This window comes from Neobacillus sp. NPDC097160 (assembly GCF_044762155.1).
In the GTDB taxonomy this organism is placed as follows: Bacteria; Bacillota; Bacilli; order Bacillales; family Cytobacillaceae; genus Neobacillus.
This window is the reverse complement of sequence record NZ_JBIWDU010000016.1, coordinates 95,973-109,605: the sequence shown is the minus strand read 5'-3', so window position 1 is coordinate 109,605 and position 13,633 is coordinate 95,973. Positions and strand designations below refer to the sequence as shown.

The following is a 13,633-nucleotide window of genomic DNA, read 5'->3' as shown; positions in this document are numbered from 1 at the left end:
GGGAAAACAACTTTATGAAAACGAGTAAAACCATGATTTTGACCTATTCCGCAATGGGGATCGCTTTAAACGTCATACTAGGAACCGTTGTGTCATCCATGAAGATTCCTTTGTTGTTTCTTGATACGATTGGTACGGTTTTAGTTGCCGTATTATTCGGCCCATGGTGGGGAGCATTAGCCGGCGGGTTAACAAATGTGGTTCTTGGCGCCACAACAGGGCCATCTGCGATGTTTTTTGGACTTGTTAATATCGCCATTGCCTTAGTTGCTGGTTACATGGCGAAAAAGTTTGACTTTAGGAAATGGTACATCGCACTTATTACCGGAATTATGTTATCTATTATCGCACCGCTTATCGGAACACCAATCGCTGTTGCTGTATATGGCGGATTAAATGGCAGCGGGATGGACTTAGTTGTCTTATGGTTAAGATCCGCAGGGGAAAGTGTCTTTGCCTCTACGTTTATTTCAAGAATTACTGGCAATTTTGTTGATAAAATTATTACCTGCCTGCTCGTTATGTTCATGATTGCCCGATTGCCAAATCTAGCAAAAATCGTGAATAAGGAGAAGAAAAATGCAGCGTAGTAAAAAGATTTTACTCGTTTCTCATTGTATCCTAAACCAGAATACCGTCATTGAAGACGAGGCACGAGCAGAAGGCGCCGTCCTTTCAGCTGTAGAGTGGGCAATGAAAGCAGGCTATGGATTTCTCCAGTTGCCATGTCCGGAATTTACCTTTCTCGGACTGAATCGGCCGTCCATGACATATGAACAATATAATACACCGGAGTATCGAAAACATTGCCGGGAGATCTTGAAGCCTGTACTTTTACAAGCAGAAGACTACCTGAAAAACGATTACGAAATTGTCGGTTTGTTGGGGATCCAGAGCAGTCCATCATGCGATCCGACCCGCGGCATTTTTATGGAAGAGCTGGCGGCGATGTTTGCTGAAAAAGGAATCACATTGAAAACACTCTGGTATTTACCGAACACGAGTGAACCGGTATTCAAGAGTGATGTGCATTATATTAAAGAAACTTTATAATGATTATCAGACAATTGCTAGAAATTTAACTCAATCGTCACCGAAGGATTATACCAATAGGAGTCAGTCCCTGTTAAGGAATTGACTCCTGTTTTTTAAAAACAATTAGCTTATATTCAATTTCCTTTCCAACGTCACATCTAATTGTTTATAATATCTCTGAGGTGAAAGTATGGCACGCGAACGTAAATTTTCTATAGATGAATTATTTCATGAAACGAAACAGCTACTTCTCAAACACGGATATGATGGATTTACATTTGGCCTACTAGCCGATTCCTTAAACGTTTCACGAGGGGCTCTTTATAAATACTTTGAGAATAAGGACGAACTCCTCACAAACTTTATCTTTTATGAAATGGATCAATTTCTTCTTAAGTTAAAACAAATAGACGATCAGCAAGGGTTTGAAGCTCAATTTGACTTTCTTTTACAACTAATTTTCAGCCATGTCGATATTCAAAAGCTAATCAAAATTGCCCAGCAGATTCCAGGCAATGAAGAAAAGTTTGGTAAACTCCATTTCGATATGTATCAATACTTGCAAGGCTTCATAGAATTAGGTAAACAGGAAGGGAAGCTAAAATCCAACATTCCAAATGCCATAATTTTAGGATATATTTTTCAATCGGTCGCCATACCAAATCATTTTGATATCCCCACTTCGGTATGGGTCAGCTCCATAAAGGATGTTATCCGTCACGGAATGTTCACAAATACGTAAATTGACACTCTTGTTACTTTAAAAGATAATGGTAGTGACAATAGTGTCAATTTATTTTTCTCCAAAGTAACACAAGTGTCACTTTCGAATATTACAGTATGAAAGGAGATCAGCAAAAGAGATGAAATCATTCTTACAAACTATTACCGACCGGGTTTCAACTAAAAAGGGAATGTGGATTACCCTTGCTGCATGGTTAATCATTACGATGGTTTTGGCCATGTTTGCGCCAAGCGCTAAGGATTATGAGGTATCGAGAATTGATTCCCTTCCGAAAGATGCAATATCTGTCATTGCCCAAAAAAAGATGGATCAGTATTTTCCTAATAACGAAGGAACTCCTGCTATTTTAGTCTTCCAATCTAAACAGGGTGAAGTGACGCCCAAAGAGGTTGGTGCGATTTTAGACAAAATCAAAAATAACAAGATTGCTGGGGTTGATCAAATCATCCCGATTGCATCCTTACCTCCTCAAGCAACGGCCGGGTTCTTCTCAGCAGACAAAACAACAGCCATTATTCCGTTGACCTTTAATGCTTCATTAGAAAATAAGGAAATTAAAGAAACTCTAAAGCAAATCAAAAAGGTTGTTGCAGACTCCTCAGATTTAACCTTATATGTAACGGGGCCTGCTGGAATTGCAACTGATTCTCTTGATCTTTTTTCCCGTGCAGATGTTGTTCTTATTTTATCAACAGTTGGCTTAATCCTGGTACTCTTAATTGTGATTTACCGTTCACCATTATTAGCGTTAATTCCGTTGTTAGCGGCGGTATTTGTCTATGAAGTGGTTAATCAAATACTTGGGTTGATGGGAAAGGCCGGTCTTGCCCTAAGCAATCAGACCCTTTCAATTATGTCGATTCTCTTATTTGCCGCCATGATTGATTACTCCTTATTCGTTTTTTCTCGCTATCGTGAAGAACTGACGAATCATGAAAGCAAATTTGAGGCGATGAAAGAAGCCATGCGGGAAACGGGAATGCCTGTATTCTTTTCAGGTGGTACGGTTTTAGCAGCCATGCTTGTGTTATTCTTTGCTCAATTTGGCGATTATCAAAACTTCGCGCCGACCTTCGCTACCACGATGGCCGTGATTATGCTCGCATCGATTACACTTGTTCCGGCTTTATTCACCCTTTTTGGCAGAAAATCCTTTTGGCCTAAAATTCCAAAAGTCGGTGTTCAAACAGCTAATCAGCATGTTGTCTGGGGAAAAATTGGCCGTTTCGTTACGAAAAAGCCAGGCCTTTCCGTTGCGGTTATTAGCCTTTTCTTACTGCTCGCCGCTTGTAATCTATTCAATCTAAAATATGAGTTCGATACCATGAAATCCTTCCCTAAAGATATGCCTTCCCGCGAAGGCTATGAACTATTAGGAGAAAAGTTTGAAGCCGGAGACCTAGCGCCAACTTCGGTTTTAGTTGAATCGACAAAACCGGTAACAGCTGAACAGCAAGAAACATTGCGTAAATCACTAGCTGAACAGCCACTTGTTAGTAATGTACGTTTAGGCGAAACAACCAAGGACAATCAAGTCCTTTACTATAGCCTGACATTTAATGAAAACCCTTATGACGTGAAGACCATTGACGTATTGGAAAAAATAATAAACAAGAGCAAAAAACTAACGGCGGACAGCCAGCTTGACGGAAAACTTTATTTCGCCGGAGAGACAGCTGAAAAAGTGGATGATCGCTCCGTTAATGATAGGGATGTTATCGTGATCGTTTTGTTAGAAACCATTTTAATCTTTGCCTTATTAATCTTCTTAACAAAATCCATTAAAATGCCTATTTATATGATGGGGACGATTTTAATTTCATTCCTTTCCGCATTAGGATTAGGAACATTCTTAAGCAGCTTGATCTTCGATATTGATACGATTAGCAACCGGGTTCCGCTTTACGCCTTTGTCTTCTTGGTCGCACTTGGAATTGACTACAATATTATGCTTATCTCAAGATTCCAAGAAGAGCGGACGAAACACTCTGTTAAGGAAGCAGTAGAAATCGCTGTTGCAAATACAGGCGGGGTCATCTCCTCAGCAGGAATTATTCTTGCTGCAACCTTTGCTGTATTAATGACACAGCCCATCCAGCTATTATTTATCTTTGGCTTCATTGTCGCAGTGGGAATCCTGTTAGATACATTCTTAATAAGAGGAATACTGCTGCCGGGATTAATTGTTTTGTTGGAAAAGGAGAAAAAGGTTAGTGAAAATAGGTAGATTTCATAAAGAACGGCAGCCAAAAATTTTATTGGCTGCCGTTCTTTTTTACATGTAATGCCAGACGCTAACTTCCTGCAGAATTTTTATATAATTTTCCAAATTGGTAAAATATTCGGATGAATTTTGTTATACTATTTCTATGTCTATATAACGTTTTGAAACTTGCGTAGGGGGGGAATATAGATTGCCGCTCATTTTCCAATTAGGTAAAAGTATTTTGGCTTGGATGATTGCGTTATTTTTCATCATCTTTATTATCTTAATGCCGAGAGATGTGACATATGAAACCTCAACCGGAAATGTATTTGAGAATGCCGAGTACCATTACTCCTGGGCAAAGCACAAAGATTCTTTTGGAAACTTTTTTTCCTTTATTAAAGAAAACAAATCTCTAGGGGAATTCATGCCAGGCTATCCAAATAGCGAACTGCTCTCAAGGACCTTGAAAAAGAGCTTGTCCATTGCACTACCTGCCTTGTTCTTGTCATTTATCTTTGGAGTCCTGAAAGGGATGATGGACTACCGCCTCTCCAAATATAAGCTCTGGAATATACCCAATAAGGGAGCAACCTGGCTTTTCCTATCCATCCCTGATTTTTTTGTGGTGATTGGCATCCAATTATTACTGATGTTTTTATATAGCATTGGCTTCCTGCCCCATATCACCTTATTCGGCAGTGAAAGCTTTGAAAATATCATTCTATGTATTATCTATTTATCGATCTATCCCCTTTTTTATACGGCAAAAATGACTTACACCAGTTTGGAAGATGAAGAAGGGAAAGATTATATCCGCACGGCCTATTCCAAAGGAGTATCATTTAAAAAAGTAGTCAATATACATATTTTCCGGAATGCCATCATCAAAATTCTGCAGCACCTTAATACCATATCTTTGTTCGTTTTATCCAATTTATTTATTATTGAAAAATTTACTGCCTTTCGTGGTGCCGGATATTACTTCATGGAAGCTGTCTATCCAGGAGCCTCCTTTGCCGTCGGACAAAACAAAGATTTGGGCAATGCTTCATTAGCTATTTCGTATACGGTTATTTTTACGTTAATTATTTTACTTGTCCATTTAGTTAGCCAAACCTGCAACTATTTTCTTACACCATATGACCTGGAAAAAGAAGAATTATAGGATGGGGGGAAAGTCATGAAAAATATCCAACTAGTTTTAGGAGTAGTTTTTTTAACCATTTTCCTTCTATTTGCGGCTTTTGGCTCCCACTTCCCATTCGTTGATCGCGATTTAAAAGAGGAATCGATGAAAATGACCGAGGAAGGAATTAAAATCCCGCCCTATCCGCCATCGAAGGAACATCCTCTTGGCAGTGATCGAAAGGGAAGGGATTTGCTAAGTCTTTTAGTGATTGGCACAAGAGAAACATTACTGTTGGTTACGCTTGTCGTTGTGATTCGCTATTCTTTAGCGGTACCTTTAGGCATGGCTGCCACTATTTCGAAGCCGATAAATGCCTTCTTAAGCGGCTGGAATTATATTTTATCTTTTATCCCGCCTATTTTCTTAGTAGCACTGCTGCTTGGCATTCCTTTCATTTATTTTTCTAACTACCTGCCATTTTGGTTTGTTGTCATTCTATCTAGTATTGAAGTTGGACGGCTGGCGACAATTGTAAAAAACGATGTTACGTATTTATCGAATCAATTATTTGTGAAGGCGGCCATTTCCACAGGCTGCACCAAGGTGAAATTATTTACCCGGCACATTTTCCCGCATCTTAAATCACAGCTCATTACAAGTTTTGTAAACGATATGGCTAGAGTTCTATTTTTATTATCACAATTAGCCGTTGTTCAACTATTTTTGGATCGAAAATTCACATCAGAATTAGATGGCAGTTACTCGGCGGAAAATACCTCACTTGCCTACCCTATGTATCTTCAATTGGTATCGAGGGACATTTGGAGCAGCTATTGGGTCCCGCTGTCCTCTGTCTTATTTATTTCAGTTATGATCATCACCTTTCTTTTGCTTGCGGATGGGTTAAAAAAATATTTCAAAACGAAATACCGAATGCTTGGCTAAAAAGTAAGAGGTCAGTCCCCCGCACTTTAGTGCAACAGGAGACTGACCCTTTATTGGCTTGTGGGGGTTTAATTTCCAAAGTCCTTCATTCATTCGGGAAGTTTATTAAAACTCTTCATTTCGGTAGTTAAGTCCCCTACTGTTACGGTGATTTTCCTTGAGTTGTATTTCTTAAAGGCTTTCTCATCATACGGTAAAACTACTATGTCCGAAATGGAAGCTTTTCCTGATAGACGTATTGGCTCAGCTTGGACGCACGTATCATCGGAGTCTTCCACTTTGTTTTCCCCATAATACTGGGCGAATTCCAATACTGATTTACACTTTTTTGGACTCAAAACGAGGTCTTCATTTGATTTATTTGTTACTGTTGCTTCTACCTGGATAACTTTTCCTTTGAATGTTTGGATTGAATTTGAAACTAACAGGGTTACGTTCAGCTTGTCATTTTCATTTGAAATAGATGCGCCGCTTAGTCCTGAAAGGGGATGAAATTTTTCATATTCCTTATTTGCCAAAATCCCTACCCCAATTCCGATTAAAAAAATTATAAAAATAAAGATTGCCTTTTTCATATATACCTCCGATATAGTTATTTGGTTATCCTTCAACCGTCCCCCGCCACCATAAATCAGGTCACAAAAACAAGCCAGTTTCTAGCGAAGCTGGCTTGTTTGCTCTTTAAGGTCCGGGAATCAACTCCGTCCTTATTGGTTTAACTGTTTAATAAATTCCTTCATGAAGCCTGGAAGATCTGGCCAGGCATGACCGGAAACAAGATTGCCTTGAACATGAAGAGGATTCTCAATGTAAGTGGCACCTGCTGCTTCTACATCCGGTTTGCAGGCGATATAGGCCGTCAACTCTCTGCCTTCCATGTATTGACGAACCGTTGTTAAAACGAGACTTGCATGGCAAATAGCAGCAACCGGTTTATTCGCTTCAAAGAAATGTGCGACAATCCTTGGAACACTTTCATTTAAACGAATATACTCGGGGGCTCTTCCACCCGGAATAATTAAGCCGTCAAACTCTTCAGGTTTTACATCCTCGAAGGCAATCTGTGCCTCTATTAAGTATCCTTTGCTTTCGGTATAAGTATCCCAGCCAATAAAATCATGCACAACAGTTTGCAGCTTTTTCTTTGACGGAGCAGCGATTTGTACTTCGTAACCTTCTTCTAGACAACGAAAATATGGATAATAAATCTCCAAGGCCTCAACGGCATCTCCAGCTATTATAAGTACTTTTTTTGACAAATTTGAATCCTCCTCTCAAAAATCCAGCTTTCCCTTTATTTATTATTCAACCTTTTCCCTAATATTTCCTCTTTTCTGCAATTAATCTTTGAAAACCTCATAGTCCGCTAAACATCCATTTCATTGGATACTTATAAACACCCCATAACAGTATCTCCAAAAGCTCGAATGTCCGATAAATAATCATAACCGGGAGTGGATCCAAAACTATTAAACATGCGAACTGCAACAATATCATGCTTAGGAATAACCAATACTGCCACGCTTGTATATCCCAAGATTTGATAGGAACCTTTAGGTACAAGCTCACCAATTTCCGTTTTCTTTGCAGGTAAATTCTTTACAAACCATAAAAATCCATTTTGAGGAAGGTCTTTATTTAATAAGAATGGACTCTGAAGAGACGTAGCTAACTTGAGGATTTCATTTGATACCTTTTGTTCCCCAGCGATAAATCCTTGCTTCAAATGGACATATCCCCAATAAGCAAGCTCTCTTGTGGATACATACATATTCTTCTGGTCCCCAGCTGTACCTTTGCTAGTTGACCAAAATTTATCATTTTGTTCTTTGATAACTTGCACTAATTTTTCATTTACTTCATCATACCAACCAGTTTCCTTAAACCCTAAAGGATTAAAAACCTTTTCTTTAAGGATTTCGGCTATTGTCCTGCCTGTCGTGGATTTGACCATTTGTGTCAACATTTCAATGTTAATATCACGATATGCCCAACCTTTTCCTGGGGCAAATTCTCGAATAATACTGCCCTCTTGTGTGTTTAAACCATGGGTATGTGTAAGAAGGTGTCTAATCGTTGTTTTATCAAATAGTTCAGCATCAGTAACAGACAGATATTTTGTTACTTCATCATCAATTGAGTCGATGGATCCATTATATACAGCGTATGCAACCGCAAAGCCAATATAACTTTTACGAACAGAAGCTACATGAAATTGTGAGTCTTCTTGTACCGTTCTTGCATTAGGAGCTTTAGAATGTTTCCCCCAGTATTCCTCTGAAACAATTTTATCCTTATGTATGATGATCATAGCTGCACCAGAACCATCAACCATATCATAAGTATTCTTAACTTGAGATACTACTGAGTTAAACTGTCCATTTAATTTTCTCTCAACAAACATGGTATTTTTTCCTCCCCCAAAAAGATCTAACAAGCTCTTTATCCTGGCAAGTAATACAGTAGCCCAAACCGCTCCATTAAGAAAAATAGCACAGTGACAATAGGTAACATGCGTAAGCGTTGAAAATGATTTGCAGGCAAAATGATAAATAGCAAAACAGCTAAGACGATATCAAATCCACTGGGGATTGAAAGGGTATAGAAAAAACTATAACCTTCGACCAATAGCAAACTAATGGGTAGGGCAGCACAAAATGCAGCCCTCCAGCCATTTCCTTTGGCATACCACACCACATAACCGCCTATCGGTGAAAGCAAGGCAATACTTGCCCAAGCGATAAAATAATTCATTGGGAAAAATCCAAACAACATCATGGAATAGAAATAATAAACAATAAGCATAGCGAATAGAAAAACAAATGCGTGTAATGCTGCGACTTTAGGTGAACGACTTCGAACAGCAATGATGGTTGTAACGACTACCCAAAATCCTAAGTACGTCCCTATTAATCCTACAACTGACCCATCTGTGTACTTTGCCAAGAATCCCAGCAACGCTCCAAGCATAAATACAAATAATACTTTTACTAATCTCTGTTGGAACGGTGGCACTTTATCCGATTTAGCTCTTATGTAAACCAGTTTTTCTTTCAAAACTTTTTTGGTGAAAAGTTTATTTCATTTATTGAAGCCAATTGTTTCGCAACCATATCCATCACCTCTATTTACATATTTTACTATACTTTAGGGAAAGATTTTACCAAAATTATGGTGATTAAACACAGCTTATTGTTTTGCATTACTTGCTTTCAGAAATTTAAATCTAATTGTGCTAGTATGGAATGGTGGTAAAAAAATAAACAATTGGGGGTTAAAAAATGGCACTACCAAATTTTGAAGAAAATTTACAAAAATATGCCAAACTTTTAGTAGCGAAAGGAATCAATGTTCAACCCGGCGATTGGGTAAAAATGACAATTTCTGTTGACCAAGCTCCTTTAGCTCGTTACATCACCAAAGAATCTTATGAATTAGGTGCTGAAAAGGTAATCGTCAAATGGTCCGATGACGAAATCAGCAAATTGAATTACTTACATCAACCTGTCGAAGTATTGACCGACATTCCTGAATACGAAATTCAAGAATCCGAAGACCATGTGTTAAATCATCGTGTAAGCCGTCTTTCAATTGTATCAAGTGATCCAGGCTTATTAAATGAAGTCGATCCCGCTAAAATTGCTGCCTATCAAAGGGTGTATGGAAAGGCGTTCAGCGCCCAGCGCATTGCCACGCAAAATGATGATTTGAAATGGACCGTTGCCGCTGCTGCTGGAGCAGGCTGGGCCGCAAAAGTGTTCCCTGATCTTGCAACTTCTGAGGAGCAAGTTGATGCCTTATGGGATCAAATCTTTAAAACTTCCCGTGTTTATGCAGAGGATCCAATTGCTGCCTGGGATGACCATAAAAAGACGTTAAATGAAAAGGCAACAAAATTAAATGAAATCCAATTCGACGCCTTGCACTACACAGCACCTGGTACGGATTTAACCTTAGGCTTACCAAAGAACCATATTTGGGCATGTGCTGAAAGTTATAATCCAAAAGGAGAAGAATTTATTGCTAACATGCCGACAGAAGAAGTTTTCACTGCTCCTGACACACATCGCATGGATGGCGTGGTCCGCAGCACCAAGCCGTTAAGCTATGCTGGGACACTAATCGAAGGGATTGAAGTCCATTTTAAAGATGGGAAAATCGTGGACATTTCTGCAGAAAAGGGCGATGAAGCGATTAAGAAATTGGTGTTTGATAACGAAGGCGGCACTGGCTTAGGTGAGGTTGCCTTAGTACCAGACCCATCTCCTATTTCGCAATCTGGGATTACTTTCTTCAATACACTATTTGATGAAAATGCCTCCAACCACTTAGCAATCGGTGCGGCTTATCCGACTACGATTCAAGGTGGAACAAAAATGAGCCAAGAAGAATTATTAAAAAACGGCATGAATACTTCCACCGTACATGTGGACTTCATGATTGGCTCTAACAAGATGAATATTGATGGCATTAAACAAGACGGTACCATTGTTCCGATCTTCCGTAATGGGGATTGGGCAATTTAGGGTTATGCAAAGGGACGGTACTTATGTTTCTGAATCATAGTACCGTCTCCCGCTTCTACCTACTTGATCTCTGTTAATGCAACCTCCTGATAGGCTTTGAAGAAAGAATTACAAAACGCATCCCACTCCATTGCTGCTTCCATCGATCCTTCACTTACTTCTCCGAGAACCGGCCGTTGCAGCAGGTCTTCCAGCTGTTCTGAAAATGTTTGAATGGTTTCTTGAGAGGCTCCATCAAGCACATTACCTACAAAATCAGACGGCGGATACCAATCAGCTACCCTACTAATATCCCGATAAATTTGCGTTAATAAAAGATTTCTTGGTCCTTCCCATTGTTCGTTTACGACGACATCCCGGAAAATACGTGGAAGTGAGGAGAACTCTTCCATTACACCATGACCGGCAAACACTGAGATTGCCTCTCGTAATACGTCTACTCCCTCTTTGGTAGCACCAATTTTCTGTAAAATAATTAATTCACGCAGGTTAAATAGTTGCTTTCTGATTTCAAGCGGATGGTCAGATTTTAGTCCTGGATTGAGCGGTTTTTCAAGACGCAAGAAAAGGTCATAAATTTTAAAGGCCCCTGCCGTTGTCCGCTGTGCCGCATTTTCTATTTGCTTTAACTTGCTCGCTGCCAGCGGATAGTCTTTTATCTTTTTTCCAAAAACGGAACGGAATTCACTATAAAGATTCGCTTCCCTTGAAGCTCGGAGCATAAAGCCGGCACAGGCAATCCCGATTTCAAGTCGGGATAACGTTAAAACAATTCCTACTGCTACGGCTATGCCTTTATCCTTTGGACCGATTGGGTAGGCTAGTGCACCATTATATTGAAATTCACCGGTTGGAACCTCAGAGGTGCCCATTTTCCATTTAATCCGGTTAATTTGATAGCCATTCCTTTTTTCCTTCTCTTTATCACCTGGCATCCATGATGGAACAATGAAGGTAGATACCTTGTTTGAACCTGAGATTTTAGCTGTGACAACAGAATAATCGGCATGCGCTACCGAGCAGAAGAATTTATTCCCGTATAGCCGATAGTTTTTTCCATCCGGGACGGCTTCTAAAAGATTGGCGGGCAAATCAGAGCCGCCCTGTATTTCTGACATAAACTGTGCGCCAATTGCGAATTCGCCGTTAACCCCTTCTTTTGTATGCATTAAAATCTCGTGGAGTTCTGGATGAATCTCATCCGGAAATTCTTCAATTAGGGCAATTAATCCATGGGTACATGTTAAGGGACATGTAACTCCCGCTTCACCTAATTGATGGATTAACATTCGTTTAACAAAACTCTCCCAAGCTGTCATATGACTAGAGAAAAGGCTTTCACCAAATACTCCCTTTTCTAAAAGATGCGTTTCCATTGGGCGCACCACTCTGTCAATCCTATGATTAAAGGCATCATAATGAAGCATGTGGGGACGGACTTCCGGCCTCGCACTTTGTGCTGCCAAATGATTCCATTTGGCAGAAACCGTTGGAGAAAAAGAAAGAATTTTTTCATGAATTTGTTCAAAGTCTGTCTCGGTGAATTTTTCCACTGCCTTTTGCAAAAATGGTTCATCACGATACCAATCAAGATTTTCACGCTTTTCTACGAATTCATCAAAGGTGTAGGAATTTTTCCATCTAGCTTCTGTGTCTTGGGAAGTAAGGCTCATCGAATGATCACTCCTTAGTTTCATTTGACAAATTGGATTATTCAGAATTATTATATATTTAAGTTAACGTAAACGTCAACTAGGGGGATTCACAAATGTCTGAGGAACGTCTTTTTTCGATAAGCGAACTAGCATCTTTGTTTGATGTCAGCTCTAGAACGATTCGATACTATGAAGAAGTCGGGATGCTAACGTCAGAAATGCGCGACAGCTTAACTAAACAACGAATTTACACGAACCAAGAACGAAGAAGGTTAAAAATGATTCTTCGAGGTAAAAAGCTGGGTTTTAGCTTGCAAGAAATTAAGGAAATGATTGAGCTATACGAAGCGAACCCTGAGGGAGTGGAAGAGAAAAAAGCGATAATTCAGCATGCAGACCGCAAGATTCAAGAAATTAATGAACAAATCCTGCAGCTTCAGATGTTAAGAGATGAAATAACCGCTCACAAGGAAAGATATATACAAAAAAGTGAATAATAAAACCGATATGTAATCTGAAATTGAATTGTTAAGCGACCGGGTCGTTGATTTTAAAAGGGTTTCGGTCGCTTAGAACCTCGATATGCGGGAACCACTATCTTTTCAGCATATCAATTATTTTTCAGCAATTGGGTTCCTCAAATATCCTCTATCCCTGTGATACAAAACGAGAGCAATAACTAAAAAGCCCGATGCGATCCAAACAGACTTATCCCCTATATAAGTGGTAGTAAATGTCCCACTCGTTGCACCAAATAGAAAAGCAAGTATGATTCCAAAGAATTCTTTAAACTGCCTTTTTGCTTCCGGATTGTGTTCAATAAACGCGGAATAGGCAGCCTGGGTTGCTGTTCTCAGGTTACCCGTAGTCATCGTTGAATTGTAAGACCACTTGTCCAGTTTATTGAAGGTAGAGATCTGTAATGACGATACAAATGAAATACTTACGGTTACCACTATATTCGGCACACTACTTGGCAAAATCCCTACAACGGTTAGAACGATGCATTCCAAAATAAGGATTGAGCGTCTGTAACTATGTAATACCTGCCTTATCTGAGGGATCTTCACAATTTCTGATACCAAAACTCCAAATATAAAGGCTACAACAGGAAGAATATAAAGGAATGACCTACTCCATTCTCCGTTAGCCACTTTAACCGCAAGTAATACGATATTTCCTGTTTGTGCATTAGCAAAAACCCCGTCTCTGCTAATAAAAGTATAAGCATCTAAAAATCCCCCAACGATCGCTAACAATGCACCCAATCGAACAGAATTTGACGATAACGAAGGAATTTTCTTTTGCATGTCTATCATATGATGCGCTCCTTGTTTCTCTGATAATGTATGTATTATTTTACACTATGATGAGACGTTCTAAGAATTT

At 39.4% G+C, this 13,633-nt stretch carries 14 protein-coding genes; 8 read left to right on the top strand and 6 right to left on the bottom strand.

All coding sequences use genetic code 11. From position 1 onward, the window contains the following. Positions 1 to 14 precede the first annotated feature (14 nt). From ACIQXV_RS21505 to ACIQXV_RS21480, 6 genes are all read left to right on the top strand, one after another. A complete protein-coding gene (locus ACIQXV_RS21505; protein WP_402961967.1) occupies positions 15 to 590 on the top strand; it encodes a CD3073 family putative ECF transporter S component in 576 nt (191 codons plus the stop codon). Further along, complete coding sequence (locus tag ACIQXV_RS21500; RefSeq protein WP_402961965.1) at positions 580 to 1,053, top strand: CD3072 family TudS-related putative desulfidase; 474 nt, start codon at positions 580 to 582, stop codon at positions 1,051 to 1,053. Before ACIQXV_RS21505 ends, ACIQXV_RS21500 begins: the two co-directional genes overlap by 11 nt. A gap of 172 nt (positions 1,054 to 1,225) precedes the next feature. After that, entirely contained in the window at positions 1,226 to 1,777 is a 552-nt protein-coding gene (locus ACIQXV_RS21495) for a TetR/AcrR family transcriptional regulator (RefSeq protein WP_402961963.1), read from the top strand. A 121-nt stretch (positions 1,778 to 1,898) separates the two neighbouring features. Then, the gene (locus ACIQXV_RS21490; protein ID WP_402961962.1) at positions 1,899 to 4,007 is read left to right on the top strand and encodes an MMPL family transporter; all 2,109 of its coding nucleotides are present in this window, start codon (positions 1,899 to 1,901) and stop codon (positions 4,005 to 4,007) included. 187 nt (positions 4,008 to 4,194) lie between these two features. Continuing rightward, positions 4,195 to 5,154, top strand: coding sequence for an ABC transporter permease subunit (locus ACIQXV_RS21485; RefSeq protein ID WP_402961960.1), 960 nt, complete (start codon positions 4,195 to 4,197; stop codon positions 5,152 to 5,154). 15 nt (positions 5,155 to 5,169) lie between these two features. Then, positions 5,170 to 6,063 (top strand): ABC transporter permease subunit, encoded by an 894-nt coding sequence (locus ACIQXV_RS21480; RefSeq protein WP_402961958.1) that lies wholly within the window; start codon positions 5,170 to 5,172, stop codon positions 6,061 to 6,063. Between the two features lie 89 nt (positions 6,064 to 6,152). On the opposite strand, the gene ACIQXV_RS21475 is transcribed toward ACIQXV_RS21480, so the two are convergent. The 4 genes from ACIQXV_RS21475 to ACIQXV_RS21460 form a co-directional block, all read right to left on the bottom strand. After that, a complete protein-coding gene (locus tag ACIQXV_RS21475) occupies positions 6,153 to 6,638 on the bottom strand; it encodes a hypothetical protein (RefSeq protein WP_402961957.1) in 486 nt (161 codons plus the stop codon). A 132-nt stretch (positions 6,639 to 6,770) separates the two neighbouring features. Then, positions 6,771 to 7,322 carry a DJ-1/PfpI family protein gene (locus ACIQXV_RS21470; protein ID WP_402961955.1) on the bottom strand — a complete coding sequence of 184 codons (552 nt, stop codon included), beginning with the start codon at positions 7,320 to 7,322 and terminating at the stop codon, positions 6,771 to 6,773. 131 nt (positions 7,323 to 7,453) lie between these two features. After that, entirely contained in the window at positions 7,454 to 8,467 is a 1,014-nt protein-coding gene (locus ACIQXV_RS21465; RefSeq protein WP_402961953.1) for a serine hydrolase domain-containing protein, read from the bottom strand. Positions 8,468 to 8,505: 38 nt separating this feature from the next. Further along, complete coding sequence (locus ACIQXV_RS21460; RefSeq protein ID WP_402961952.1) at positions 8,506 to 9,078, bottom strand: DUF6518 family protein; 573 nt, start codon at positions 9,076 to 9,078, stop codon at positions 8,506 to 8,508. 266 nt (positions 9,079 to 9,344) lie between these two features. Between ACIQXV_RS21460 and ACIQXV_RS21455 the strand changes: the two genes are divergently transcribed. Further along, the gene (locus ACIQXV_RS21455; RefSeq protein WP_402961950.1) at positions 9,345 to 10,589 is read left to right on the top strand and encodes an aminopeptidase; all 1,245 of its coding nucleotides are present in this window, start codon (positions 9,345 to 9,347) and stop codon (positions 10,587 to 10,589) included. Positions 10,590 to 10,648: 59 nt separating this feature from the next. On the opposite strand, the gene ACIQXV_RS21450 is transcribed toward ACIQXV_RS21455, so the two are convergent. Next, the gene (locus ACIQXV_RS21450; protein WP_402961948.1) at positions 10,649 to 12,262 is read right to left on the bottom strand and encodes an acyl-CoA dehydrogenase family protein; all 1,614 of its coding nucleotides are present in this window, start codon (positions 12,260 to 12,262) and stop codon (positions 10,649 to 10,651) included. Between the two features lie 95 nt (positions 12,263 to 12,357). On the opposite strand from ACIQXV_RS21450, the gene ACIQXV_RS21445 reads away from it, so the two are divergent. After that, entirely contained in the window at positions 12,358 to 12,741 is a 384-nt protein-coding gene (locus ACIQXV_RS21445; protein WP_402961947.1) for a MerR family DNA-binding protein, read from the top strand. A gap of 117 nt (positions 12,742 to 12,858) precedes the next feature. On the opposite strand, the gene ACIQXV_RS21440 is transcribed toward ACIQXV_RS21445, so the two are convergent. Next, positions 12,859 to 13,563, bottom strand: a complete 705-nt coding sequence (locus ACIQXV_RS21440) for a YoaK family protein (protein ID WP_402961945.1) — start codon at positions 13,561 to 13,563, stop codon at positions 12,859 to 12,861. Between the last annotated feature and the right edge of the window lie 70 nt (positions 13,564 to 13,633).

Coding starts and splice junctions, on each gene's coding strand:
- ACIQXV_RS21505 (WP_402961967.1), top strand. CDS start 15: ATGAAAACGAGTAAAACCATGATTTTGACCTATTCCGCAATGGGGATC.
- ACIQXV_RS21500 (WP_402961965.1), top strand. CDS start 580: ATGCAGCGTAGTAAAAAGATTTTACTCGTTTCTCATTGTATCCTAAAC.
- ACIQXV_RS21495 (WP_402961963.1), top strand. CDS start 1,226: ATGGCACGCGAACGTAAATTTTCTATAGATGAATTATTTCATGAAACG.
- ACIQXV_RS21490 (WP_402961962.1), top strand. CDS start 1,899: ATGAAATCATTCTTACAAACTATTACCGACCGGGTTTCAACTAAAAAG.
- ACIQXV_RS21480 (WP_402961958.1), top strand. CDS start 5,170: ATGAAAAATATCCAACTAGTTTTAGGAGTAGTTTTTTTAACCATTTTC.
- ACIQXV_RS21475 (WP_402961957.1), bottom strand. CDS start 6,638: ATGAAAAAGGCAATCTTTATTTTTATAATTTTTTTAATCGGAATTGGG.
- ACIQXV_RS21465 (WP_402961953.1), bottom strand. CDS start 8,467: ATGTTTGTTGAGAGAAAATTAAATGGACAGTTTAACTCAGTAGTATCT.
- ACIQXV_RS21455 (WP_402961950.1), top strand. CDS start 9,345: ATGGCACTACCAAATTTTGAAGAAAATTTACAAAAATATGCCAAACTT.
- ACIQXV_RS21450 (WP_402961948.1), bottom strand. CDS start 12,262: ATGAGCCTTACTTCCCAAGACACAGAAGCTAGATGGAAAAATTCCTAC.
- ACIQXV_RS21445 (WP_402961947.1), top strand. CDS start 12,358: ATGTCTGAGGAACGTCTTTTTTCGATAAGCGAACTAGCATCTTTGTTT.
- ACIQXV_RS21440 (WP_402961945.1), bottom strand. CDS start 13,563: ATGATAGACATGCAAAAGAAAATTCCTTCGTTATCGTCAAATTCTGTT.